This is a genomic window from Neisseria sp. HMSC075C10 (assembly GCF_001815615.1).
In the GTDB taxonomy this organism is placed as follows: Bacteria; Pseudomonadota; Gammaproteobacteria; order Burkholderiales; family Neisseriaceae; genus Neisseria; species Neisseria subflava_A.
Window position 1 is genome coordinate 133,186 of sequence record NZ_KV821278.1, and the last position, 25,771, is coordinate 158,956.

General features: G+C 47.8%; 19 protein-coding genes and 1 tRNA gene. 7 read left to right on the forward strand and 13 right to left on the reverse strand.

Features of this window, described 5'->3' with window-relative positions; genetic code table 11:
* Positions 1 to 281 precede the first annotated feature (281 nt).
* The 10 genes from cas2 to pip form a co-directional block, all read right to left on the reverse strand.
* Positions 282 to 575 (reverse strand): CRISPR-associated endonuclease Cas2, encoded by a 294-nt coding sequence (cas2, locus tag HMPREF3047_RS10625; protein WP_070714160.1) that lies wholly within the window; start codon positions 573 to 575, stop codon positions 282 to 284.
* Positions 576 to 652: 77 nt separating this feature from the next.
* Positions 653 to 1,666, reverse strand: coding sequence for a type I-C CRISPR-associated endonuclease Cas1c (gene cas1c / locus HMPREF3047_RS10630; RefSeq protein ID WP_070714162.1), 1,014 nt, complete (start codon positions 1,664 to 1,666; stop codon positions 653 to 655).
* A gap of 65 nt (positions 1,667 to 1,731) precedes the next feature.
* The gene (locus HMPREF3047_RS10635) at positions 1,732 to 2,958 is read right to left on the reverse strand and encodes a DUF3800 domain-containing protein (RefSeq protein WP_070714166.1); all 1,227 of its coding nucleotides are present in this window, start codon (positions 2,956 to 2,958) and stop codon (positions 1,732 to 1,734) included.
* A gap of 47 nt (positions 2,959 to 3,005) precedes the next feature.
* On the reverse strand, positions 3,006 to 3,656 hold the full coding sequence (gene cas4 / locus HMPREF3047_RS10640; protein ID WP_070714169.1) for a CRISPR-associated protein Cas4: 651 nt from the start codon (positions 3,654 to 3,656) through the stop codon (positions 3,006 to 3,008).
* A 14-nt stretch (positions 3,657 to 3,670) separates the two neighbouring features.
* A complete protein-coding gene (gene cas7c, locus HMPREF3047_RS10645; RefSeq protein WP_070714172.1) occupies positions 3,671 to 4,537 on the reverse strand; it encodes a type I-C CRISPR-associated protein Cas7/Csd2 in 867 nt (288 codons plus the stop codon).
* A gap of 11 nt (positions 4,538 to 4,548) precedes the next feature.
* Positions 4,549 to 6,327 carry a type I-C CRISPR-associated protein Cas8c/Csd1 gene (gene cas8c, locus HMPREF3047_RS10650; protein WP_070714175.1) on the reverse strand — a complete coding sequence of 593 codons (1,779 nt, stop codon included), beginning with the start codon at positions 6,325 to 6,327 and terminating at the stop codon, positions 4,549 to 4,551.
* Positions 6,324 to 6,998, reverse strand: coding sequence for a type I-C CRISPR-associated protein Cas5c (gene cas5c, locus HMPREF3047_RS10655; RefSeq protein WP_070714178.1), 675 nt, complete (start codon positions 6,996 to 6,998; stop codon positions 6,324 to 6,326). Before cas5c ends, cas8c begins: the two co-directional genes overlap by 4 nt.
* A gap of 172 nt (positions 6,999 to 7,170) precedes the next feature.
* Positions 7,171 to 10,248, reverse strand: a complete 3,078-nt coding sequence (locus HMPREF3047_RS10660) for a TrlF family AAA-like ATPase (protein ID WP_070714181.1) — start codon at positions 10,246 to 10,248, stop codon at positions 7,171 to 7,173.
* Between the two features lie 129 nt (positions 10,249 to 10,377).
* A complete protein-coding gene (locus HMPREF3047_RS10665; RefSeq protein WP_070714184.1) occupies positions 10,378 to 12,666 on the reverse strand; it encodes a CRISPR-associated helicase/endonuclease Cas3 in 2,289 nt (762 codons plus the stop codon).
* Between the two features lie 122 nt (positions 12,667 to 12,788).
* Entirely contained in the window at positions 12,789 to 13,718 is a 930-nt protein-coding gene (gene pip, locus HMPREF3047_RS10670) for a prolyl aminopeptidase (RefSeq protein WP_070714186.1), read from the reverse strand.
* A 124-nt stretch (positions 13,719 to 13,842) separates the two neighbouring features.
* On the opposite strand from pip, the gene yciA reads away from it, so the two are divergent.
* On the forward strand, positions 13,843 to 14,283 hold the full coding sequence (gene yciA, locus HMPREF3047_RS10675; RefSeq protein ID WP_036491440.1) for an acyl-CoA thioester hydrolase YciA: 441 nt from the start codon (positions 13,843 to 13,845) through the stop codon (positions 14,281 to 14,283).
* Between the two features lie 240 nt (positions 14,284 to 14,523).
* Positions 14,524 to 15,315 carry a formate/nitrite transporter family protein gene (locus HMPREF3047_RS10680; RefSeq protein ID WP_070714191.1) on the forward strand — a complete coding sequence of 264 codons (792 nt, stop codon included), beginning with the start codon at positions 14,524 to 14,526 and terminating at the stop codon, positions 15,313 to 15,315.
* A gap of 158 nt (positions 15,316 to 15,473) precedes the next feature.
* On the opposite strand, the gene HMPREF3047_RS10685 is transcribed toward HMPREF3047_RS10680, so the two are convergent.
* A tRNA-Pro gene (locus HMPREF3047_RS10685) sits at positions 15,474 to 15,550 on the reverse strand.
* Positions 15,551 to 15,704: 154 nt separating this feature from the next.
* Positions 15,705 to 17,228 carry a fumarate hydratase gene (locus HMPREF3047_RS10690; protein WP_070714193.1) on the reverse strand — a complete coding sequence of 508 codons (1,524 nt, stop codon included), beginning with the start codon at positions 17,226 to 17,228 and terminating at the stop codon, positions 15,705 to 15,707.
* 853 nt (positions 17,229 to 18,081) lie between these two features.
* Here HMPREF3047_RS10690 and HMPREF3047_RS10695 point away from each other — a divergent pair.
* From HMPREF3047_RS10695 to trkA, 5 genes are all read left to right on the forward strand, one after another.
* Positions 18,082 to 18,720 carry a 2Fe-2S iron-sulfur cluster-binding protein gene (locus HMPREF3047_RS10695; RefSeq protein ID WP_063068720.1) on the forward strand — a complete coding sequence of 213 codons (639 nt, stop codon included), beginning with the start codon at positions 18,082 to 18,084 and terminating at the stop codon, positions 18,718 to 18,720.
* The gene (locus tag HMPREF3047_RS10700) at positions 18,720 to 20,348 is read left to right on the forward strand and encodes an FAD-binding protein (protein ID WP_070714197.1); all 1,629 of its coding nucleotides are present in this window, start codon (positions 18,720 to 18,722) and stop codon (positions 20,346 to 20,348) included. Before HMPREF3047_RS10695 ends, HMPREF3047_RS10700 begins: the two co-directional genes overlap by 1 nt.
* Positions 20,345 to 21,598 carry a complex I 51 kDa subunit family protein gene (locus HMPREF3047_RS10705; protein ID WP_070714201.1) on the forward strand — a complete coding sequence of 418 codons (1,254 nt, stop codon included), beginning with the start codon at positions 20,345 to 20,347 and terminating at the stop codon, positions 21,596 to 21,598. Before HMPREF3047_RS10700 ends, HMPREF3047_RS10705 begins: the two co-directional genes overlap by 4 nt.
* A gap of 213 nt (positions 21,599 to 21,811) precedes the next feature.
* Positions 21,812 to 23,263 (forward strand): DASS family sodium-coupled anion symporter, encoded by a 1,452-nt coding sequence (locus tag HMPREF3047_RS10710; RefSeq protein ID WP_070714204.1) that lies wholly within the window; start codon positions 21,812 to 21,814, stop codon positions 23,261 to 23,263.
* A 94-nt stretch (positions 23,264 to 23,357) separates the two neighbouring features.
* Positions 23,358 to 24,770, forward strand: a complete 1,413-nt coding sequence (trkA, locus tag HMPREF3047_RS10715; protein WP_070714208.1) for a Trk system potassium transporter TrkA — start codon at positions 23,358 to 23,360, stop codon at positions 24,768 to 24,770.
* Positions 24,771 to 24,847: 77 nt separating this feature from the next.
* On the opposite strand, the gene lgt is transcribed toward trkA, so the two are convergent.
* A complete protein-coding gene (lgt, locus tag HMPREF3047_RS10720; protein WP_004520768.1) occupies positions 24,848 to 25,708 on the reverse strand; it encodes a prolipoprotein diacylglyceryl transferase in 861 nt (286 codons plus the stop codon).
* Positions 25,709 to 25,771 lie beyond the last annotated feature (63 nt).

A 25,771-nucleotide genomic window follows, 5' to 3' on the forward strand; every position in this document is an offset into this window, starting at 1 on the left:
CAACACACAGCCGCCCGAAGGCGGCTGCTGTCAGCATACTTCCACCATTGAGCACCGACATGTTTCAACACACAGCCGCCCGAAGGCGGCTGGGCCTCTCTCAAAAGCCTTGCTCCATCAGGTTTCGTAGCCCCGATTTCGCTAAGCCCCCAAGAAAAGCGTGAACGCGAGTATAACACAGCCTTTTCCGTTATACCCGCATTCGCAATATCCTGATTGTTAAAGAACAATCCCAATTCGCCAACCCTGCCGCATTTTCATGAGAACCGCAGGTTGGCGATTCACACAATCAACGTATCCTTAAACACATCCACCGCCGGTTTCGCGCCGTGATGTTCCACTTTGCGCCGCCATTTGCTGCCTAAATGATAAAAGCGCAGGCTGTCGGTTTCGGGGTTGTAGGTTTTCAAAAGTTTGTCTTTTAAAACAACCCACTGGTCGGGCGTGATGTCGCATTCGAACACCGAATACTGCACGCGCACGCCGTAGTCCAGACACAATTTCGCCACGCGCCGCAGCCTTGCCGGTCCTTCCGCGTCTTCCAGCGAAATATCGTAAGTAATCAGCATCAGCATTTTGTATTCCCATGTGCAGGCTGCTTTAGAGGTCGTCGTCTGAAAACATCCAACCCGTTTTCAGACGACCTGCAAACCTATCTCATCAAAAACGGCGGATATTCCGCCAAATCCCCGCGCAAGTGCCGCGCCAACAGCATGGCCTGAATATGCGGCAGTAGCCCGATTTCCACTTCCTCGCCCAAAAACGGATGCACGATTTTCTCCTGCTTTTTCGCCTGCAAGGTTTGGAACAAAAGCTTACGCGCCTCCGCTTTTAAGCTTACCGCACCGCTTGCCTCGGTAACAAAATCCTGCGGTTTGATTTGCCCGCGGTTAATCAGCGACAACACCAACCTGTCTGCCCACCATGCGCGGAATTCTTCCAAAATATCCTGCGCCAAACTGTCGCGCCCCGGCCGGTCGGCGTGCAGAAAGCCTACCTGCGGATCCAGCCCCACGCCTTGCAGCGCGCCGCTGATGTCCTTGCCTAAAATACTGTACACAAACGACAACAGCGCATTCACCCCGTCTCTGGGCGGACGGCGGTTGCGTCCGTCAAAAGTAAAGCCGCTTTTTTCGCTCAAAAGCTGCCCGAATACGCCGAAATAACGCGCCGCCGCATCGCCTTCAATACCGCGCACTACGTCCAGCTCCGCCGCGCCCTTCAACTGCCGCAGCGAAATATTCAAAGCATCAACCGCACTTTGAATCGTCGCATTCTCGCCATAATTGCGAATCTGCCGCTGAAGCACCCGCTTACTCGCCTGAATCTTCGCCGCAATGATATTGCGCGCAATCGGCACGGGATTTTGCTCCGACACCCGATACTGCGCCCGACGCAGTAGCACATTGCCACTCTGCCGCCCCTGAAGCCGTCCCAAGAAACGTCCGTTTTCGGTAAAAAATGCCAAATTCACATTATTTTCGCCGCAAAACCCCAGCAGAAACGGCGACACCAACACATTCCCAAAACAGAAAATATGCCCGATAGAATGCACCGGCAATTGCGCCACCTTCTTGCGCTCCTGCTCCACCACCAGCGTCTCCCGCTCCTTATGCAGATAGCTGCCTTGGGTGGTGATATAGAGGGTGTTTTGCAGTTTGCGCATGGGGAAAACTCCTTAGGGTTTGAACGCAGTTTGGAGATGTTTAACAGGGGTGGGCTACCTGAAAATTATCTGTAGGTTAGATTAAGCATTTCATTTTTCATATGCTGAAAAACTAAATATTGAATATATTCATTTTCCATGTTTTTTGCTTCATCACTAATTTCAATACTTCGCGTATATCCCTTGTTTAGTTTTACAAAACCAGAAATTCCAATCATATAATTAATGGTTGATAAGTTCTTGTTATATTCTATATTTTCAAATATTTCATGATAGATACTATCCATATCTTCATTTTTAAATCTTTTTTGCATATATCTCATTGTAAATCCAGAAAGAATATCTGCAATTTGAATTCCTACATTATTCTTTGAATCGGTATCGAAAGTAATATTAATTGGTTTTTTAATATTAAAATTTGAATTTGTAAACTTATATCCTGTTTCTCCTACATCCAACATCTTTTGAACATTGTAAGATAACATATCATCAAAATGAACCTGCTGGTCATGTATGAAATTAATATCTTCAAGGTTACCATTAAAATAGTTAACTCTAGCCACAAGGTTGGTAAGTGATGAAATTTGTGGTAATAAATAAGTTAACTGCCCTTTTTTATTTTCATCTGGAATAGGAATAAACTTTCTTACTGCATTATTTAAGCCTTCTTTCTCTTTAATATCAAAATAATCTTCTATAGATACACCAACATCATTTACAATGCCTTGAAAAATACCTTTTAAGTATAAATCTTTTTCTTCTTCAACTTTTGTAGAAAAGAATTCTTTCAGGGTATTAAACGAATTTAATAGAGATTCTTCATTAATATTTTTACATGCTTCGAAGAAGCATTGATACTCAGACTCACCTATATTTCTGACGAGAGTATCCATATATATTTCGCGTAATACTTGCAACTCTCCATTCAACTCTTCTTCTCTTGGTATAAAATATGGAGGAATTACCTGATGAATAACCATTGAATTGCATATATAATATTTTTTGTCGGTTATTTCTATAAAATAGTCAATATTATTATCTTTGATAAAATCTACAATCTCTAAAATTACTTTTGGTTTTTTATCAAATAAGTTTGAAGATTTTATTTCACCACTTTGAATTTTATATTTTTTCTTCAACTCAGGAATAAATTCATTTTCTAGTTTAGAATATACATCTTCAGGTATTTTCACAGCTGAAAGTGTAAAAATATTCTGATTTGAAAATGTTAAATCAATTTTTCTCTGAACAAGATCCCCACTATTACCTGATTCATCAATATAGATTTTCATACATACTCCTACTAAACAGTTATTTTCACTTCTAATAACCACAGAATTCACTCCCCAAACAACCCCTCCACATACCCCACGCTCCTATCCCGTTTCCCCAACAACTCCGGCTGGCAAATCTCCACCAGTGAGCAGGCTTTGCAGCGTTTGCCGTAGTTGGGCGGCGGGGTTTGGCCGCTGTTTAGAAGTTCACGCACAGCAGCGATGGTGGCGCGTGTTTGGGCGCGCAGGTCGTCTGAAAACACGACGGGGATGCGGTGGCGGGTTTGCATATACCACAGCGCGCCCTCAGAGACGGTTTGCCCCGTCATTTCTTCCAAACACAAACCTTGGGCACAAAGCTGAATTTCGTCCATCGGGTCGGGTTTGGGCTTGCCGCGTTTGTATTCCACAGGTTTCAGATGGCCTGTTTTCGTGTCCACTTCCACCAAATCCAATACGCCGCTGATACCCAGTTTCTCCGCTGACACATGCACCGTCCGCTCAAAACGCACGCCCTTGCGCGTTTCCGGCTCGCCCGAATCCACCCGCTCATGTAGCGCTTTGCCCTGCGCGGTCAAATAATTCTCCGCCCACGCCTGTTCGTTATGAATCAACGCACATTGACGCGTGCAAAAGGCGTAGTGTTGCAGGGCGGAAAGGGGAATCAGGCGCAGGTCCTGATTTTCCCCTTGGGTTTTGGTTGAAAGTGCGGTCATCTTTTTAAGTATTTTTAAAGTAACTCTTCCACACTCACGCCATTGAGGCCGTCTGAAACCACGCTGATTTTGTAATCGCCAAAACCGCTTGCGGGCGTACCTGATTCGCCGTTTACGCGTTCGACTTTCACGGCGTCAAACAGTTTATGTGCAGGCTGGCTGCCGAGTGCACTGTCGTGTTTGAAAACAATCAGTTTGCGCGCTGCCATTTCGCCACGGGCGGCGGAGCGGTCATGTTCAAACATCAGCGTCAAGGCTTGCCAGAGTTTGGCTAAGTCGTCGTCTGAAAAACCGGTTTTGGCGGCAAGGTTGGCGGAGATAAAGCCATGCACGCGATAGAGCGCGTAAGGGACGATGTATTTGCGCCCCATAGTGCGTTCTTTTTCCAAGTCTTTTTCGTTGGTGACTGCCATACGGGTGATGGAAACTTCCAGCGGCACAATCGGGTCGATGGATTGGGCGAACGCCAGTTGTACCGGGCCGCGCACTTGTCCGCTGTTGACTTCGGTGGTCATCACGGCGCCGAAGGTGCGGATATCGAAGAAGTTTTTACACATCCACGCGGTGATATCGCGGGCTTTGGCTTCCTCTTTGGGCAGTTTTTTGGCTTCCGATTCTATGCCGAGTGCTTCATAAGCACGTTTGTTTTGTAGGTTTAATACGCTTTTTTCTTTCACGTAAATTTCGTAACCGGCTTCGTTTTCACTGCTGATTTCTACAAAATTACGAATTTTGCGCTTCAGGCAGACATCAGTTACCAAGCCTTTGCTGGATTCGGGGTCAAGACGCGGCATATTGCCCGCATCGGGGTCGCCGTTGGGATTGCCGTTGGTTACGTCAAAAAAGTAAACAAATTCATAGCGGTTTTGAATGGCAGACATTTTCTGGCTCCTTAGTTTTCAATGGTTTCAGCGGTTTCTTTTTTAGCAAAATAGCTTTGTTTTTGATGGTAATAGCCGATGGCGAAACGGCCTTGCTCGTCAATGCTCAAATGGCGCGGAAAGGTTTCGGGCAGTTTGGCAATGATTTCGCCCAAATCTTTATCCAAATTCACCGCCATGCCGGCTTTGTCTTTACGCAAGCGCGATAAATGGTGTTTTGCACCCGACAAAAGGCGCGGGAAAACGGAAAACGGCACGGCGGATGCAGAGCCGTAATAGCGATCGGCAATGCCGGCGTTTAATTCACCGAGTGCCTGATATTGGATGCGCTCCAACACGGCAAACAGCCGCCCTAAAAGATAGGCACGATTCGGGCTTTCATTGTTCAAACTCATAGGAACTCCTTCTTCAATAAAACCTTTTCTAAAACTCCGCTGCAATACGGCTTTAATCATTGCCACGCGCAGTCCGTTCACCTCGCCGTCGGCGCGGATTCGGGTAATCAGTTGCGACAGCAAACTCAAGGGATACGGCGTGCCGCAAATCACGGCACGGGTCATTTCACCTGCCAGCACGGGCGAGATATTTTCGCTTTTGCCCAATACGGCAGTTTGCAATAAAAGTCGCCAAATAGACGGCGGCGTTTTCCACGCGCAAGGCTCAAGGGCTAAATCTTGCCAATGCTGTGCTAAATTTTCCGCCAACTGCCCAAACGCGGTATCCAGCCAAAACCGAACAGAAATTCGTGCGGCATTAGGGGCAAGCCCTAAGATATAAAAACGGGTATTGGGAGAGAGTTCGGGCGCAATTTCTTGCAGCGGGCGACCTTTGCCGATTTGTTCCAACACGTTGAAAACTTTGGCACTTTCTTGTTCATCATCCGGCGGCGTGAACACTTGCGCGAAGAAGCCTTCGGCAGCCTGCGCCGTGGCGTTATCATCCGCCTCCGCCCAAAAGACCGTGCTGGCATCGCCGATGGTCAGACAGTGATTATTTTCGCGGCGCAAGAGATAGTTCAGCGCAGTGGTGTAGGCAAACGCGGATTGTTCGGAAACAGGCGCATTTGCGCCTTGCTCCTTGCCAAAGGAGGCAAAGGCTTCTTTGTTAAACGAGATAATCGAGCCGCCGGAGCTTTGCCCGCCAAACACGCCTTTAATCGCCGGATGCAGCCGCGCAATCGGAGCGGTGTCGCCGCTAATCAGGCACAAGCCCTCGAGTGCTTCATCGCTTTTTAGGCAGCCCGCCCACAAAGTTTGTGCGGCTTCGTGTTTATGAATAAGTGCGGTCGGTTTTTCAAGAGAAAATGCGATGTTGGCATCGAGCATTTCGGCAGGCAGGTTTTCGGTAGCAAAATGTGCAGGCTGCCAGTTTTGCAGAAAACGGCACAAGGCTTGCAAGCCTTCATCGTCGCTGTTTTGCAGTAAATCGAGATGGTATTGCTTAAAGGCGTCAAAGGTTTTTTCAGACGAAGTAAACGGTTTTTCTTTCGCTTCGGCTTTGTTTTTATTGGCTTCCACGCCAAGCGCGTAGGCGGTTTTATCCCACAAAAAATTCGGTTTGATACCCGACGTGCGTTTTTCAGGGCGCGGCACGCTCATCAGCTTCGGCTGCGGCTTTTTATCGACAGTCAGATTCGGCACAACGGTTTTCAGACGGCCTTCTTTATCCAACACCAAAATCCAGCCGATTTTCTCCTCGCTAAAACCATAAGGCGGCACTTTCGGGTTGCCCATTTCATCGTTTTCCGCTGCCAAACGGCGGTAATAGCGGACAAGGGACGCAAGAATCATGCTTTCACCTCCTCGGCGTAAAACGGCGGCACATCAATCACGCCGTCTTTCATTTGTGGACGGAAAAAATGCGGCGTGTTGCCGTGATCAAAATCAATATCATGCAGCATCCAGCCCAAATCGCGGCTTGCCTCGCTTTCCGATAACGCCGACAGCGGCAGCGGCTCGTCTTCGTCAATCAACGAAAAATCGGCAGGAAATTCACGCACGCCCAAACAAGGCTGCTGAAAGCATTGCCCTTTTTTGGCACGGCGTTTGAACATCTCAATATGCTTGGTAACCGTCTCATCCGCCCCCGCTTTTGCCGTCAGCACCGCATGGGCTTCAATCACATACGCCACGTCTTTAAGCACCGTCGCCGCGCGCTGCTGGCGGTCGTCTTCAATCAGCGTATATAAATCGGCAACGCTCTTACGCTTCATCGCGCCGCTGACCTTACCCGCCGAAATCTTGCCGCCCAACTCATTGCGCCGCACCGACTCAAACCGAATCGGCTTCAACACATAAATCCGGTCAATCACCCACCGAATCGCCGGCTTCCAATGCACCGCCGCCAAAATCCCGCGCGCCGCCGACGGCGTGATGACATCATAAGAAACCCGCTCCACCTTCATCTCCGGACGGGTAAAACAGGCATAATCGCCCCAAACCTGTAGGCGGATTTGGTTCATTTGGTTCTCCTTTTTGTACACACGCCCCTTCGCAAAGAAGGGGCGGACTAGCTGACTAATCTAACTACTTTAGTTTCAATCCACGCACGGTTAAGTGCGAAAAGTTTTCAGACGACCTAAAAAACAACGGGAAAACTGACCGCACTTTTTATAAATCAGTATTAAGTGCTCTTTAGAAATATTTTCCCGAACGATTATCAAAGGCTGGTTTAGTACCTTCTAATACCGTAACTACTCGTCTATTGATTTCATCATTTTCAATAGCACCAGCCTGATAGCTTATTGTGAAATTATCCGAACGACTAAAATTAGCATAAATAATTTGCTCAGCATCACAAACAACAGCCAAATTAGGGTTATGAGTAACCATAATGATTTGGCGTTTTTTCTTTGCTTCAGAAAGTACTGGCACTAATAGGCGGAATACCGTTTCGTTATCTAAATTCTCTTCTGGTTGATCAAGAATAATCGGCAATTGTCCTTTATCCACCAATAAGTAGAAGATTAATAACAATGCTCCTCTTTGTCCTGGTGATAGCTGTTCTATCTGTGTATCCTGGAACACTAATGAATATCTTGGCTCAAGGAACTCCAAGCCAAATATCAGATCATAAACAGCATTAGCAGTCTGATCTTTCTTCAATATATTAGAGATACCAACTTCTTTTTCATTATTGCCCTTGGAAGCTGTTTCCATTTTTTCAAATAGATTACTTATAAAACCTGTAACACCTTCTTTATCATTTAAATTATAGGTATCAAATAATGTTCTAATAACGGTCAATGCCTCGTCTTGTCCACGAAATTCTCCAGAAGTTTGTTTGATTAATCCAAATAGCGGGTTAGCAATTGCATCCGAAGAAGCTGACAATGTTGCCTGAAACTGTAATTTATAGTCATCTCTTATTAGAGAATTATCTTGGATTAAATCCTGAACAGGTTTAAATAATTTTTCCCTTTCTTCACGTTGCGTATTTAACGTATCAAAAATATCTCTTGATAGCTGCAATCGTCTTTCACGGAGTTTTTCAAGCTCTAAAGGTAGTTGTTCAATCTGTTTTATCCTTGTTTCCAACCCTATTTTCGTTTCAGGTTCAGTAGGAGACCCTATTAAAGCATCAAGTTTTTGCGTCCATTCTGCAAATTTTCTTTGATATTCTTCATATTGCTGCTGCGGAGCATCCAATTTGGCAGTATATATTTTTTGCTCTTCTAATAATTTAGCAATTTCTCCTGTAAGTCTTTCGTTCTCAGTTTTAAGCTCTGATTGTTTAGATGAGATTATCTTTTTTTTTGCATCAAATACCGACGTTTTAATATCTAATACCGCAATATCATTCCATGACAATTCAAGTAAAACTAAATCATCATTTGATTCCTGTCTCATTTGGTCAAATGAACGTTGAAGTAAACGTAACCGTTCTTGAATATCAGACAATGCCTGTTGTTGTTTAGCCAATCTTGTATTTTCAGATACAACTTCCTGCAAACGAGTTTGCGAGGTATTTATATTGTTATTAACCTGAGTAAGGTTGTTTGCAATAACTTGTTGTTCTTGATTTAAAGCAGTTTCAGGCTTACTAACCTCAATAGGCTTGAGTTTTTCATGCTCTTCAATTTGTTTATTTTTTAACTGAAGGACATCCTTCAGTTTGTTTAATTCAACAGGTTTTAATTGCTGTTCAATCCCAACAATTTCCTCATTAACCTTAGATAAATCCTTGCGATATTCACTTAGTTTATTTCTAAGAGATTGCTCCTGCTTTTCTATTAATTGTTCAAAATCAAGTGTTCCAAGTCTCATTCCCTCACTAGTGTGCGAAAATATGACAGACCGAAGTTCTCGTTCAAAAGCATTTGATTTCCCTGATGTATGCTCATTACAAAGTTCTTCAAAATATCCTTGCGGGATATAACGAACTCGTTCGGTCTTTTCTTCTGGTGATAATTCACTAAGAATACGAGTTTCTTTGCCTCCATCATGCCAAGTTAGTATTCCTGTAAATTGGTTAGCTGGTTCTCCAGACTTTCCAAAGAATCTATCTCTTTTCAAGAAACTAAAATGCTTTGACTGCTTAGAATTTCCTAACATAGCAATAACATCAGCCAATGCACTTTTGCCACTACCTTTATTTCCAATAATGGCTGTTAAATCAGGATTTAAAGGAATATTACAGCCATCCAGCCACTGTCCTACAGATTTTGTACCAGTTTTCTTAATCTCAACAGAATCAATATAAAAAGTCTTATTTAATTCAATTTCATTTATCTTAGGCGGTTTCTCTCCAATATAAGATCGTTTTGCAGGCTCTAAAATCGCTTGTTGCAATCCTTTAAAAGTTGGTTCTGCTTTAATCCAAGTTTTCTTATTTGATGGAAAATCACCATAACCACGCTTATCGTTATTACCAGCCTCACCAATAAAACAGTGAGCATCACTTCCTGAAACAGCTAGCCGTGGAATATTTTTTAATGCGCTTTGGAAATTATTAAAATATTTTGAATTTTTATCAGTTTTTTCTCCAATGAATGCACATCTTTTATCAAAATCACGAGTCTCAAAAATAGGGGACGATTGAAATAAAGTCATTGCGTATGCGTAATGATCAGCCCATTTAACTTCAGCTAATCCATCATTTGTATCAAAAGGCATAAATCCAATCGCTTGGTTATTCGGAACTTTAGAAATTGCTTGTTTATATGACTCCATGGTGATTTCAGCAATTGTAGAGCCTGCCTTTAGAGCTTTGTCATTTTCATGCTCAATATCATTTTTCTTAAACCCATGTTTATCTAGCTTATCTTCCCTTGTTTGTCTTGCAAGATACATTAATGCTGAATCAGAAAGTGGTCTATCTATAAGGGCTATTTGTAAGGCTGATTTAAAATCATCCAAAATTTGTTTTTCTATTTTATCTGAAAAAATAACATGTGCATTTAATCTTCCATCCATAGGAGCTACTAACCGGAGTTCAATCCCAGGAAAAACTGTTTTTTCCAATTTAGGCGAGTCGGGTTCTTTTAGCCTATTTTGCAATTTAAACCATCCGTCAAATGTCCAATAATCCATAATGGCAAAGACTTCTGGTTCTGCATTATTCAAAGCATGAATCATTTCATCGATTAAAGCATCGTCATGTTTTTTATCTCCGTTGAATTTCTCTCCATTCCAATGAAATGAAGCTGGGGTATGAATGTGCAAATCCCATTGACTCCAAGTTGACCCACGAAAAAATTTTTTGTTATTCATAATGTTACCCTTAAGTTAAGATTTTCCAATCAGTTCTATTTCGTTACTCTAATATCAACGAATTAGCATTCTGTAATATATTATTACTAGCAAACACCAAAATCAACTTCTAAAGAAGTTAAATAAAACTTAAAACACCAAACTCTCTCCCTTCAAAAACTCTAAATCCTCCCAAGAAAGCCCCGCCACTTCGTCATACAAATCTAGCCCGATCAGCGTATAAAACTGTTTTCCGAAGTTTTTCTCGTTAATCGGTTCGATACGTCCTGCTTTATATAAAGCGGCGAGGGCTTTTTCGGGGATTTGGACGGTGTAGGGTTGCAGTTTGCGTAGCAGTCCGCCGATGTGATCAGCATGGTACAGGCTGCTGATGAGGTTTTCGGCTTCACCATCGAACGGAATAATCAGCGGCTGCATATGGCTTTCGATCATGCGGAATTTGTCGGCGATGGTTTGGAATGTGAAATCGAGGCTTTGCCCTGTATCGTTGTGCATTTTCAGGATTTTTTTATTGTCCAGTTCGCTGCCTTTTAATTGATAAAGCTCGGCGAAATAGGCGGCGACAGCTTGGGTGGATAAGAGGTCGTCTGAAAAGCTGTCGGCGGTCAGGCGCATAACAGCGGCTTGGGCGGCAAGTTCAGGCGGGGCTTTCCATTGTTCTTCGGGCGCGAATATCCAGACAAAGCTGTTTTCAGACGGCCTTTTGCCTTCGCGGTTACAGCGTCCGGCGGCTTGGGCGACGCTGTCTAAGCCTGCTTCGGCACGCATTACCAGCGGAAAATCCACATCAACGCCGGCTTCAATTAAGGAGGTGGCGATAACGCGGCAGGGTTCGCCGTTTTTCAGACGGCCTCGAATCTCATCGAGTTTTTGGCTGCGGTGTTTGGCGCACATTAAGGTGGTCAGGTGGAACGTGCCGTCAAGGTGTTTGGCTTGGTCGTACAGGCTGCGGGCATGGCGGCGGTTATTGACGATGACGAGCATTTTCGGGTGTTCGGCAAGTTTGGTGAGCAGGTCGGCGTCGGTTTGTGTGCCGATATGCTGCACGGTGGTGCGGCGCAGTTTGTCGAAAAGTGCGGTCGGTTTTGGGGCTATTTCGCGCACGTTTTCAAAGCCGCGATAGAAGCCGTTTTCGGCTTGCACGGCAGGCTGGGTGGCGGTGCACATGACGACAGAGCAATGATAGTTTTGCGCCAATTCTTTGATGGCTTGCATGATGGGCAGCAAAAGATTGAGCAGCAGCATTTGCGCTTCGTCGAGGATGATGACGGAGCCTGCGATGTTGTGTAGCTTGCGGCAGCGCGAGGAGCGGTCGGCGAAGAGAGATTCGAAGAATTGCACGGCGGTGGTCACGACAATCGGCGCGTCCCAGTTTTCCGAGGCAAGGCGCAATTTGTCTTTGGTAGCCTCACCTTGCAGTTTGCCGTCGTCGAAAGTGCTGTGGTGTTCCAACACAGCTTGTTCTCCCAATTCGCCAAAGGCTTTGCGAAACTCGGCGGCATTTTGTTCGATGATGCTGGTGAACGGGATGACGTAAATCACGCGCTGCATACCGTGCCGTTTGGCGTGTTCCAGCGCAAATGCCATAGAAGTGAAAGTTTTTCCGCCGCCGGTCGGCACGGTGAGCGTAAACAGCCCTTGCGCTTGTGTCGCTTGTTCTACGGCATGATCGAGAATCTCGCTGCGCAGGCGGTTTAAGGCGGCATTAAGTTTTTCGGCTTCAGTTTGCTCTGGAGCTTGGGCGATACGTTGTCTGAAAGCGTTGATAAATTGATTGAAATTGTGTTGTAAGGCGTTTAAATCAGGATAACCGCCGCGCTCGATGACTTTGTTTTCTAGCTTTGAATAAAAGGCTTCTGTGTCGAGATAATCGGCATCCACCAAGCAGGAATAGAGCATTCGAGTGAAGAAGGCGTAGGAGAAAAAAGGATGATGCGCATCGGCTTTGAGTGGTGGGGCGGATAGGTTTTGAGGGAGCTTGATTTCTTGTTGCCACAGATTATCGAGAGTGGGAATATCTGCACCAAATTGCAATGCCAAACGCTGCTTTAACGTGCGGCGGTTATCGCCTTCACCGTTTCCATTTGCCAGCCCTGCATGATGCCCCGCAATGCAAAACGCCATCAGTTTACCAATAACTTTTCCCCAACGCTCGATAGCAATTTTGGCTCCGGCGGTAGCATGATCGACTGTTGGGCCGCCATGCAATCGGCGGTTAAAGGCTTCCGAATATTTCCCTAAATCATGAAGCTGTCCCGTCTGGTAGGCAATTTCCTGCGCACCAAATACGCGGGCAAACTCCGCCGCCATTTCGCCAACATTGACCGAATGGTTTTGCAAGGTTTGCCAATGTTCGTAAGGCAAGAGATTGCCGAGTTCATCTTGGGCAAAATGAGCATAGTAAATTAGGGGTTTCATATTGAAATTCTAAAAAATTCAAATTGATACAGATGCAATGATAATATGATATTAAATTTAATATGTAAATAGAAAAAATGCCGTCTGAAACTTTTTCAGACGGCATTGTCATTTATTAACCTTTATAACTTGCTTCTAATATCCTCCACTGCTTTCACTAAAGCTTCGGAAAGCGAAGGATCAAAAGAAGAGTGGCCTGCTTGGACGATTCTCAATTCTGCTTCAGGGAAGGCTTGCGAAAGTTCCCACGCGCTTTGCATCGGGGTGCATAGGTCGTAGCGGCCTTGGACGATGATGGTTGGGATATGGCGGATTTTGTCGATGTTTGCCAAGATAGCTTTATCGCCCTGCAGCCAGCCTTCGTTCACGAAGTAATGGTTTTCCATTCTTGCGATGGCAAGGGAGGCTTGCGGGTCTTCATCCACGTCTTTGGGTTCAAACTGAATAAGGTAGCTTTCCCAATCTGCCCATGATTTAGCTGCTTTGAGGCGCGTAGCTTCATCTTCGCTGAACAGCATTTCATGGTAGGCTTTGATTAGGGCTTGGCGTTTGTTTTCGGCTACGGGAGCAATGAATTTTTGCCATTGAGCCGGATAAATTTGGCTGACGCCGCCTGCTTCGTTCAACCATGCCATTTCAGACGGCCTGCACAGGAAAATACCGCGCAAAACTAAGCCGCTGACGCGCTCGGGATGGGTTTCGGCATAAGTCAGCGACAAGGTGCTGCCCCATGAGCCGCCGAAAACCAGCCATTTTTGAATGCCGAGCATTTCGCGTACTTTTTCAATATCGGCAACCAAATCCCATGTGGTATTGTCTTCGATACAGGCATACGGTTTGGAGCGTCCGCAACCGCGTTGGTCGATGATGACGATGCGGAAATGTTCTGGATTAAAAAAGCCTCGGCAGGCCGGTGATGCGCCTGCTCCGGGGCCGCCATGCAGGAAAATCACGGGGTGGCCATCAGGATTGCCTGATTCCTCCCAGTAGATTTCGTGAATGTCGGATACGCGTAAAAGGCCGCTATTTCGTGGTTCTTGAATCGGATGCATGAGCTTTCTCCTTTGTCTGATGAATATATTTAATTGTAACACTTTACCTGCTGATTTTTCAGACGGCCTACATAGGTTTATCGCCACAAATGGCGTAAAATACCACTTTTTGACAGGATTTTTTATGGCTGACAACAAACAAACCCATGCTGCACCCGAAGGACAACTTTTATTGCGTACGGTAGCCATGCCGCGCGATACCAATCCTAATCAGGATATCTTCGGCGGCTGGATTATGTCGCAAATGGATCTGGGCGGCGGTATTTTGGCGGCAGAAATCGCACAGGGACGAATTGTCACCGTGGCCGTTCAAGAAATGAATTTCATCAGACCGGTAAAGGTCGGCAACGTCGTATGCTGCTATGGTCATTGCGTCCGTGTAGGCAATACTTCTTTGCAACTGAAAATCGAAGTGTGGGTGAAGACTTTGATGAACGATATGGTAACGGAAGACCGCCAACTGGTTACCGAAGCCGTATTCACTTACGTCGCTATCGATGCACAAGGTAATCCGCGCCCTATTCCACGCGAAGGCAATGCAAAGCTGGCACATTTGTCAGTTTAAGAAATCAAAACCAGGCCGTCTGAAATTTCAATGTTCAGACGGCCTTGTTTAATACGGAAGCAAAATGTAATAATATTTCTTTTGAGCTAAAGCAAGGCGAAGTATCTGTTTTTTAGGTTTAATTCAGGCTGATTGATAATACAAAGACCGTACACCGGCTCCCTATAACACCACTCTACCGCGACAGTTTGTACCACCTTTAAAACAACGTTTCCTCCTCAACCCACTTTAAGGAACATCATGGCTTCGCGCGATTTATACCCACAGGAAATTTTGCAGGTTGTTCTCGACAAAAGCTGCGCCAAAGCACAATCCAGCATCCCCACACTGGCAATCTTGAGCATTTTGGCCGGCGGATACATCGGCTTCGGTTATCTTGCCTATTTAAAAGTAGTCAGCGGCATTCCGCACGAATGGGGCGGAGTTGCGACTTTACTCGGTGCCGCTGTGTTCCCAATTGCCTTGATTTGTATCCTGCTTGGCGGCGGCGAGCTGGTAACCAGCAACATGATGATCATGTCTTTAGGCAGATTGGCGGGACGGATTTCCTCCAAAATGCTGCTGCGTAACTGGGTTATCGTTTGCATGGGCAATTTGGTGGGCACGCTGGCGATGGCGTTTTTCCTCGGATACTATGTCGGTATGATTGAAGGCAGCATAGCAGAAAAAACCATTGCCGTGGCGGAAGCAAAAGTCCATATGGATTTCGGCCGCGCTTTTGTATCGGCGGTTGCATGTAACTGGATGGTCTGCATGGGCACGTGGCTGCACTTTGCCGCTAAAAACACAACCGGACGAATGCTGGCCATTTGGTTCCCCGTCATGATTTTCGTATTAAACGGCTTCCAACACCTTGTCGCCAATATGTTCGTTATCCCCGCAGGTATTTTGGCAGGCGCAAACATCACATGGGGACAGTTTTTCTTCAACATGATTTCCGTATTCCTGGGCAATGTCGTCGGTGGCGCATCCTTTGTCGGCGCATCTTATCTTTATACCTATAAAGACACGCTGAAAGATAGTGTCGAATAAGCCCTGCTTTATAATAAACAACAAAACCTGCTTTTTTAAAGCAGGTTTTGTTTCAGACGGCATCGGTATTAAGTTTTAAAATCCATTCGGACACATTATTCAGATAAATCATCTAAACGAAAAAAGAGCCGTTTTTAAAACGGCTCTTTCCAATTCTTTGGTCGGAGTGAAAGGATTCGAACCTTCGACCCCTTGCACCCCATGCAAGTGCGCTACCAGACTGCGCCACACTCCGACTCAATAAGCTATAAATTTTAGTTTCAAACGCTGATTTTGACAAGTGCTTTTTAGAAAGGGAAATTTACTCGTTTGAAAACATTTGAATTATTTGTAAACAAAAAAAGGCCGTCTGAAATCGTTCAGACGGCCTTTGATTACTCAGTCAAATATCAAGATTCAACCGGAATAATACCGATTTTGGCCTGCCATTGTTTTGGCGCAATGGCGTGAACCGATTCACCGTTGCTATCCACCGCAACGGTCACAGGCATATCTTTGACTTCAAATTCGTAAATCGCTTCCATACCCAATTCTGGGAACGCCAAGACTTTAGATGCTTTAATGGCTTTGGCAACCAAATATGCCGCACCGCCGACAGCCATCAGGTAAACAGCTTTGTTATCGGCAATGGCTTGGCAAGTTGCTGCACCGCGTTCGGATTTACCGATCATACCCAAGAGGCCGGTTTGTTCCAGCATTTGGCGGGTAAATTTATCCATACGGGTGGAAGTAGTCGGACCAGCCGGACCAACAACTTCGTCACGGACTGGATCAACCGGGCCGACGTAGTAAATCAGTTTGTTGGTGAAATCTACCGGCAATTCTTCGCCTTTGTTAAGCATATCAACCAAGCGTTTGTGTGCGGCATCACGACCGGTCAGGATTTTACCGTTCAGCAACAATACGTCGCCGGTTTTCCATGTGGCCACTTCTTCTTTGGTCAGATTGTTGACATCGACACGTTTGCCGTTGTCCGGGCTGTAAGTCAGATCCGGCCAGTCTTCCAAAGATGGGGCTTCCAGTTTGGCCGGGCCTGAGCCATCCAATTCAAATTCGATGTGGCGGGTAGCCGCGCAGTTTGGAATCATGGCAATCGGTTTGGAAGCCGCGTGGGTTGGGTAGTCAAGGATTTTGACATCCAGCACGGTGCTCAAACCGCCTAAGCCTTGTGCGCCAATACCCAAGGCATTTACTTTTTTGTAGAGTTCCAAGCGCAGGGCTTCGGTTGTAGACAATTCTGCACCGGAATCGGCTTTTTCTTTGAGTTCCTGAATATCGATATGGCTCATCAGGCTTTCTTTGGCCATTAACACTGCTTTTTCAGGCGTACCGCCGATACCGATACCCAAGATGCCCGGAGGACACCAGCCTGCACCCATTTGAGGAACGGTTTTCAATACCCAATCAACGATATTGTCTGAAGGATTGAGCATGGCAACTTTGGTTTTGTTTTCAGAACCGCCGCCTTTGGCTGCACAAGTGACTTCGACTTTGTCCCCTTTTACGATTTCCATGTGTACAACGGCAGGCGTGTTGTCTTTGGTATTTTGACGTTTGCCAGCCGGGTCGGCCAATACAGAGGCGCGCAGTTTGTTGTCAGGATAAGTGTATGCACGGCGTACGCCTTCGTTAACCATTTCCTGTACGCTCATCTCGGCATCCCACTGCACATCCATGCCCACTTTCAAGAATACGGTCGCAATACCGGTATCCTGACAAATCGGACGATGGCCTTCAGCACACATACGGCTATTGACCAAAATCTGCGCCATCGCATCTTTGGCGGCAGGGTTTTCTTCTTTTTGATAAGCCTTATACAAAGCTTGAATATAGTCTTTAGGATGGTAGTAGCTGATGAATTGGAAAGCATCGAAAATACTTTGGATAAAGTCTTCTTGCTTGATGACGGTCATGATTGTGTTCCTTTTCGGAGTCATGGTAGGGAGGATTTGTTTATTTCTTAAGAGACCGATTTTTTCAGACGGCCTTCAATAGTGTAATAGTGCTTTCAAATGAATGACCCAGACAATATCATTTTTATACTTTATTGATTTAAATAAAATTTAATATCGTATTAAATCACTTGGTTATTGATAATTTATATCCACTGACCATTCGCTTACATAGAAATAAAATTACATTATTTTTAAATGATAATCTTATTGCAAGGCCGTCTGAAAATATTTGCCTCAAGCATCTGAGAAAGAAATTTAGTAGCTTGTATTTAAAAGGGAACCACCTAAATTTTAGACGGCCTTTCTTATCTTCCAATACAATACACAATTGTAAAACCTGTGTCATTTTCTCCCTCAACCTTCTTGACTGATATCAAACTTGTTTGATTTTCTGAAATTTTATAACAGTCTTTTCACTTGCTTATATACCTAAATATTATTCAATATATACAATAAGATATGTAAAATTACCTAATATATAATAATGATTTTCACTAGAAAATGGATAAATATTTTTAAAATTATACTAAAAAAGTAATTTTATTTTACTTTTAAAATCAAGTATTTGTAATAAATTTGTCTAAATAATAGGCATATTTTGTTTACAATCTTTTCCTTAAGCAAGGCTAATCCCTCCCTATCATCAAATCCAACAAATTCTGATACACTTCGCCTTATATATATAAACATTGATTTTAAAAGAATTTCTGAGTAAATCACTTGGATATTTTCCTCATACGCACAAATGTAATAAAAATACAATTAATCAAATTACCCACTATTCCACCTTCCAATTTCACAGGAACAAACCATGAGTGAAAATTTGTTAACCCTGACCATAGACGGCCATGAAGTCAAAGCTTCCGCCGACTCGTCAATCATCCAAGCCTATGCCCGTTCAGGCAATGCGATTACTGCCAATGTCGGCTGTATGGGTCAAGGCGTATGCGGTTCGTGCCGCTGCATGATACGCAAGGAAGGCGAGCGTGAGGTAACGACTGCGTTGGCGTGTGAAACCAAAGTCGAAGAAGGGATGCAGGTCAGCTTCTTGGACTACTTTATTCCGGAACATATCCAATATTACGACGTCAGCGAGATTGGTGATGGCTGGAACTGGTTGGATGATACCGCCAAAGCCTTCCCTGAAGCGCAAAACTGCCGCCATTGCGGCGGCTGTAATCGCGCCTGTCCTAAAGGTTTGCAAGTGGAAAACGGCGTAGCGCAGGTAGTTTCCGGCGATTTCGGCGCGGCTGCTCTGACCTTCGACCAATGTGTGATGTGCAACCTCTGCACCCTCTCCTGCCCCGAACACATCCGTCCGAACCACTTGGGCTTGTTCGCACGCCGTATGAAAGCGGCGCGTACATTGCGTCCGGTGGATTTGATGCGCCGCCTGCGCGAAATCGACAGCGGCAAAATGAAAGTCGAATTTGAAGAGGAGTCAGTGTAATGGTTAACAAAATCCAAGGCATAGACTACGAAACCGCCCTTGCCAACCTGCGTGCGTCCTCATTGGAGCTGCGCGGCGATTTACCTGAAAAGAACGAATTACTGAGCCAATTTCACCCTGACTATCAGGCAAATGCGCGTGTGAAACTGCCTATCGGCCCAAACCAAGGCGATTACTGCCATCCTGATTTGGCCAAACTCTTAATCAGTCAGCCTCTGATTGACGACTATGATTTGTCAGGCGCAGAACACTTGAACACTGACGTATTGGTAATTGGCGGCGGCGGTGCAGGTGCGGCAGCAGCGTTATCCGCGACCGAGGCAGGCGCGCGCGTGATTATGGCGAACAAGCTGCGTATCGGTGACAGCAATACCGTGATGGCCGAAGGCGGCATTCAAGCTGCGGTCGGCGCGGAAGACAGCCTGCAACAACACTTTGACGACACCATCAAAGGTGGTCACAACGCAGGCAAAAAAGAATTGGTTGCCCAAATGGTTACCGATGCACCATCCGCCATCCGCTGGCTGATTGGCTTGGGCATGACTTTTGACTTGACTAAAGGCGCAGACAACAACGGCATGTTGAGCCGCAAACGCGCAGGCGGTACGACCGTGCCGCGCATCCTGAGCTACCGCGACTTTACCGGCCTCGAAATGATGCGCGTACTGCGCGAGGCGGTCGAACTCGACGAAAACATCACCCAGCTCAACCGCCACCCTGCCATCGAATTATTATCAGACGAACACGGCCGCTGCGTCGGCGCGATTTTGTACGATTTGGAAAAACGCTCTTTGGTATTGGTTCACGCCAAAGCCGTGGTCTTGGCAACCGGCGGCAGCGGACGCCTGCATTTGCAAGGTTTCGCCACATCCAACCACTATGGCGCGACTGCAGACGGCCTAGTGATGGCTTACCGCATCGGCGCGAAACTGCGCGATGTCGATTCCTTCCAATACCACCCAACCGGCGTCGCCCACCCTCCTCACTTGGCAGGCGCGCTGATTTCCGAAGCCGTGCGCTCCGCAGGTACCAAACTGGTCAACGGTTTAGGCGAACGTTTCGTTGACGAATTGCAGCCGCGCGACGTCGTTGCCGCCGCCATCTTGCGCGAGTGCCGCGAAGGCCGCGGCGTGGTGCGCGACGGACAAGTCGGCGTGTTCCTCGACACCCCGCGCCTGATTGAAAACGATCCTGATGTGTTGAACCGTTTGGTAACACTCGGCCACGTCGCCCACAAATGCGGCATCGACCCCGCCGTCGAACCCGTGATGATTCATCCGACCCTGCACTATCAAAACGGCGGCGTCGAAATCAACGGCGACGGCGCAACCTGCGTCGAAGGCCTCTATTGCGCCGGCGAAGTAACCGGCGGCATTCACGGCCGCAACCGTCTGATGGGCAATGCACTTTTAGACATCATCAGCTTCGGCCGCCGTGCCGGCAAAGCCGCGGCAAATTGCGGCCTGCCGTTGAAAAAAGTACGCGGCGGTGTCGGACACGTCCACGATCTGCAACGCGAAATGACCCGCGCCGGTCTGACCAGCGACATCAAAGCCCCCGTTTTATATCCCGACTACGGCAAATTCGATTTGCGCGAACACGCCGGTTTGCAGGAGCAACAATCATGAATCAAGCCAATCAAAACTTACTGCATCCTTCCCGCCAAGTCGGCGCAGATTTAGCCGCATGGCGCAAAGTCGGCGGCGGAGAAGGCCTGTTGGCTGCGCTTGCCGATCCTCAAAGCATTGTTTCCAAACTGCAAGATGCCAATCTTTGCGGTATGGGTGGCGCAGGTTTCCCGACTTGGCGCAAATGGGAGGCCGCCGTTGCCGCCCAAAGCAAAAATGGCGACAAATACGTCGTCTGCAATGCCAACGAAGACGAACCGGGTACATTTAAAGACCGCGTGTTGCTGGCGAAAACGCCGCACCAAGTCATCGAGGGCGTACTGATTGCCGCCGTCGCCTGCCGCGCCAACAAAGCGATTCTGTACGTCAACCCTCATCAAACCGAATCCATCGCTTCCATCACACCAGCCATCGAGCAATGGAAAAACAGCGATTTGTTTATCCGTATCGAAAACTACTTGGGTAAACCTTTGGACTTGCAACTGGTCGAAACTTCAGGCCGCTACATCGGCGGCGAAGAAACCGCCGTGATTTCATGGTTGGAAGGCGGTTTCCCCTTCCCCCGCCGCAAGCCGCCGTTCCCTGCCGAAAGCGGCGTAGCAGGCGAACCAACCTTAATCAACAACACCGAAACCTTCGCCAACATCCCGCAAATCCTTGCCAAAGGCGCGGAATGGTACAAATCGCTGGGCCTGGGCGATGCCGCAGGCACGAAACTCTACTCGCTCTCCGGCGACGTATTGAATCCGGGGCTGTACGAACTGCCGATGGGCACGACCCTGCAATCGCTGATTTTCGACCACGGCGGCGGTATGCTCGAAGGGCGCACGTTTAAAGCCGTCTTCACCGGCGGCCCGTCAAACACGCTTCTGACCGTCAAAGATTTGGATGTGCCTTTGGACTTCGTGTCCGTGCGCGAACGCAAATCCAGCCTCGGTACGGGCGCGATGATTGTAATTTCCGAAGGCACCAGCGTCGTGCGTAAAGTGGCCGAGTATGTGGAATTTTTTGCGTCCAACTCATGCGGTCAATGCCCGCCGTGCAAAGGCGGCACATTCCAGCTTTCCCGCCTGCTCAACCGCGTGGACACCGGCATCGGCACTCCCGACGATCTGCGCGCCCTGCAAAGCCTATGCCAACTGTTGCCACGAAGCGGTCGTTGCGGTTTGATTGACGGCGCGGTTACCGTGTTGCAAAGCTCGTTGCGCACCTTCCCCGAAGAATACGGCCTGTCGCAAGAACAGGAGTAAAACGGCGTTGTTTTCAGACGGCCTGTTACTGTAAAGGCCGTCTGAAAAACCAATACCAAACTCCCTTTCTCTTCTTTCCAAGATGGAAGAGAAACCCAATAAGAAAAATACCTTCCGAACCTACCAAAACACGTTCAGACAAGCTTAAGCAACACTCAGGCCGTCTGAAAACCGATTTCCCAATACTTCAATCCTCAAATTAGGAGATTCAACATGGGCTTCAAGCCAATTCCTGCTGCGGCCGCACTTGTGCTGACGCTGCTTATCTGGTTCGTTATCCCCGTTCCTCAAGGTGTCTCGCCTGACGCATGGCATCTTTTGGCATTGTTTGTCGGCATCATTGCCGGCATCATCGGCAAAGCCATGCCTATCGGCGCAATGGCGATTTTGGGCATTACCTTGGTTGCACTGACCGGCGTGACCAACGAAAAAGCCGCCGATGCAACCAAAGACGCTTTGAGCAGCCTCAACAACTCACTCATCTGGATGATCGGTATCGCCATCATCATCTCGCGCGGCCTGTTGAAAACCGGCTTGGGTATGCGTATCGGTTACCTCTTGATTTCCCTCTTCGGCAAACGCACGCTGGGCGTAGGTTACAGCTTGGCATTGGCCGACTTGGTCATCGGTCCGGTAACGCCGAGTAATACCGCGCGCGGCGGTGCCATCGTGCATCCGATTATGAAATCCATTGCCTTGAGCTTCGACTCCGACCCTGAAAAAGGTACGGAAGGCAAAATCGGTAAATACCTTTCACTGGTCAACTTCCACTCCAACGTGATTACCTGTCTGATTTTTATCACTGCCACCGCACCCAATCCGCTGGTAGTCGAATTGGTTGCCAAAGCCACTAATTCAGAAATCCAACTCTCTTGGGGTACTTGGTTCTTGGCGATGGTCGTACCCGGCCTGCTTGCCATGCTGCTGATGCCGCTGGTGCTGTATTTCCTGTATCCGCCTAAAATCAAACAAACCCCCAACGCCACTGCATTGGCAAAAGAGCATTTGGCTGCCATGGGGCCGATGAAGCGTGAAGAAAAAATCATGCTGGGCATTTTCCTGGTTCTGCTGCTGTTGTGGGCGGGTATTCCCGAGATGTTGTTCGGCGTGAAAGTTGATGCTACCGCCACCACCTTCCTCGGCTTGAGCCTGTGCCTTTTGACCGGCGTACTGACTTGGGAAGATGCGCTGAAAGAAAAAAGCGCGTGGGACACCATCGTTTGGTTTGCGGCCTTGGTTATGATGGCAAACTTCCTCAACAAACTGGGCCTCATCAGCTGGTTGTCCGACTCCATGCAAAGCGGTATCGCCCACATGGGCTTGGGTTGGGAAGCCGGTTGCGCCCTGTTAATGCTTGCCTACCTCTACGCCCACTACGTTTTCGCCAGCGGTACGGCACACGTTACCGCCATGTTCGGCGCATTCTACGGCGCAGGCTTAGCCTTGGGCGCACCACCGATGCTGTTTGCCCTGATTATGGCAGCCGCTACCGGTATCATGATGTCGCTAACCCACTACGCCACAGGTTCTGCACCTGTCATTTACGGCTCAAACTACGTCAACATGACCGAATGGTGGAAAGCCGGCTTCATCATGAGCGTGGTCGAAATTCTGATTTTCAGCACTGTCGGCATCTTGTGGTGGAAAGCCTTAGGCTATTGGTAATCCTTTAGCCGATTGAAAAATCAGGCCGTCTGAAACTCCAATTTCAGACGGCCTTTTGTTACAATTTCATTTTTACCGAACACACTCGATTACCGTGAAAATACTCATCCTCGGCAGCGGCCAAGTCGGCTCGACCGTCGCCCAAAACCTTGCCTCCGTTCCCAGCAACGACGTTACCATCATCGACATCGACGAAAAAGCGCTCAACCGTATCAGCAGCCGCCTCGATGTCCAAACCATCGTCGGCAACGGCGCATCGCCCTTTACCCTCGAACAGGCAGGCGCGGCGGACTCCGACCTCCTGCTTGCCCTGACCCGCAGCGACGAAACCAACATTGTCGCCTCCAAAATCGCCGCTGACCTATTCAACATCCCCAGCCGCATCGCACGTGTGCGCTCAAGCGAATACCTCGAATATCCGGTTGACGGCAGCGACAACCCCGAAGAAGGCAGCCTCAACATCTTCGGCATTACCGAAACCATCAGCCCCGAACAACTGGTTACCGAACAACTCGTCGGCCTGCTCAACTACACCAGCTCATTGCAGGTACTCAGTTTCGCCAACGATAAAGTGCGCATGGTAATTGTTCAAGCCCGCAAAGGCGGTTTGCTGATCGGCCGTGAAATTGCCGACATCAACCAGCACTTGCTCGAAGGCGTTGACTGCCAAATCTGCGCCATCTACCGCAACAACCGCCTGATCGTCCCCACCCCGCAAACCGTCATCATCGAAGGCGATGAAGTCCTGTTTGCCGCTGACATCAACAGCGTTGAAGCCATCATGCGCGAATTGCGTCCGAAAGAAGCGCGTACCCGCCGCATCATGATTGCCGGCGGCGGCAACATCGGCTACCGCCTCGCCAAGCAGCTCGAGTCCAAATACGACATCAAAATCATCGAATACAAACCCCAGCGCGCCGAATGGCTGGCCGAGAATCTGGACAACACCCTCGTCCTGCAAGGTTCCGCCACCGACGAAACCCTGCTGGATGAAGAATACATCGATGAAATCGACGTCTTCTGCGCGCTGACCAATGATGACGAAAACAACATCATGTCCAGTCTATTGGCAAAAAACCTTGGTGCCAAACGCGTAATCACCATCGTCAACCGCTCAAGCTACGTCGATTTGCTCGAAGGCAACAAAATCGATATCGTCGTTTCCCCCCACCTGATTACCATCGGCTCCATCCTCGCCCACATCCGCCGCGGCGACATCGTTGCCGTCCACCCCCTGCGCCGCGGCACGGCCGAAGCCATCGAAGTGGTGGTACACGGCGATAAAAACACTTCCGCCATCGTCGGCCGCCGCATCAGCGGCATCAAATGGCCGAGCGACTGCTACATCGCCGCCATTGTCCGCGGCGCAACCGGCGAAGTCATCATGGGACACCACACCGAAACCATCCTCCAAGACGGCGACCACATTATCTTCTTCGTCTCACGCCGCCGCGTCCTGCCGGAGTTGGAAAAACTCATTCAAGTCAAAATGGGCTTTTTCGGTTAAGCCCAAAATCCGTTTGCTTGAAGCCATAAAAAGGCCGTCTGAAAACCTTTTCAGACGGCCTTTATTTCTTGTTTTATTTATGCTTTGGCAACGCTGTTTTTACGGCCAAACCAAACAAAACCAATCGCACCCAATACAATCATCGGCACGCTCAACCATTGACCCATGGACAAACCCAAGGTCAACAGGCCGAGATAGTCATCAGGCTGACGGGCAAATTCGGCGATAAAGCGGAACAATCCATAACCGCCCAAGAACAATGCTGCCGTTTGTCCGGCCGGACGTGGTTTTTTCGAGAAAATCCAAACAATGACAAACAGGCAAATGCCTTCAAGGGCAAACTGGTAAAGCTGAGAAGGATGGCGCGGCAGCATGCCGTATTGTTGCAGCCATTCGGCCCACAAAGGATTGTGCGCCGCAGCTTCCGCATCTTCGTAACGCGCTTGGGGGAAACCCATCGCCCAGAAAGCATTGAGTTCGGTCACGCGTCCCCAAAGTTCGCCGTTGATAAAGTTGCCGATACGGCCGGAAGCCAAGCCCAGCGGTACGAGCGGTGCAACGGTATCCATCAGCTTCAAGATACTGATGTTGTGCTTGCGGCCAAACAGCCACATGGCAACGACCACACCCAAAAAGCCGCCGTGAAACGACATGCCGCCTTCCCACACTTTGAAAATATCCAACGGGTTGGCCAAATAGTCGGAAAATTTATAAAACAAAACGTAGCCGATACGGCCGCCCAAGATGACGCCCAAGATACCCCAAGTCAGGAAATCGTCGAGTGTTTCTTTGGTAAACACAGAATTGCCCTGCGCGATACGGCGGCGGCCCAAAATCGTAAACAGGATAAAGCCGACAATATAGCTCAAGGCATACCAGCGGATGGCAAGCGGGCCGATGCTGATCAGCACCGGATCAAACTGGGGATGTATCATCATAATGTGTGTTCCTTATCTCAAAGGCCGTCTGAAAGCCTGAACTTTCAGACGGCCTGTATGCGG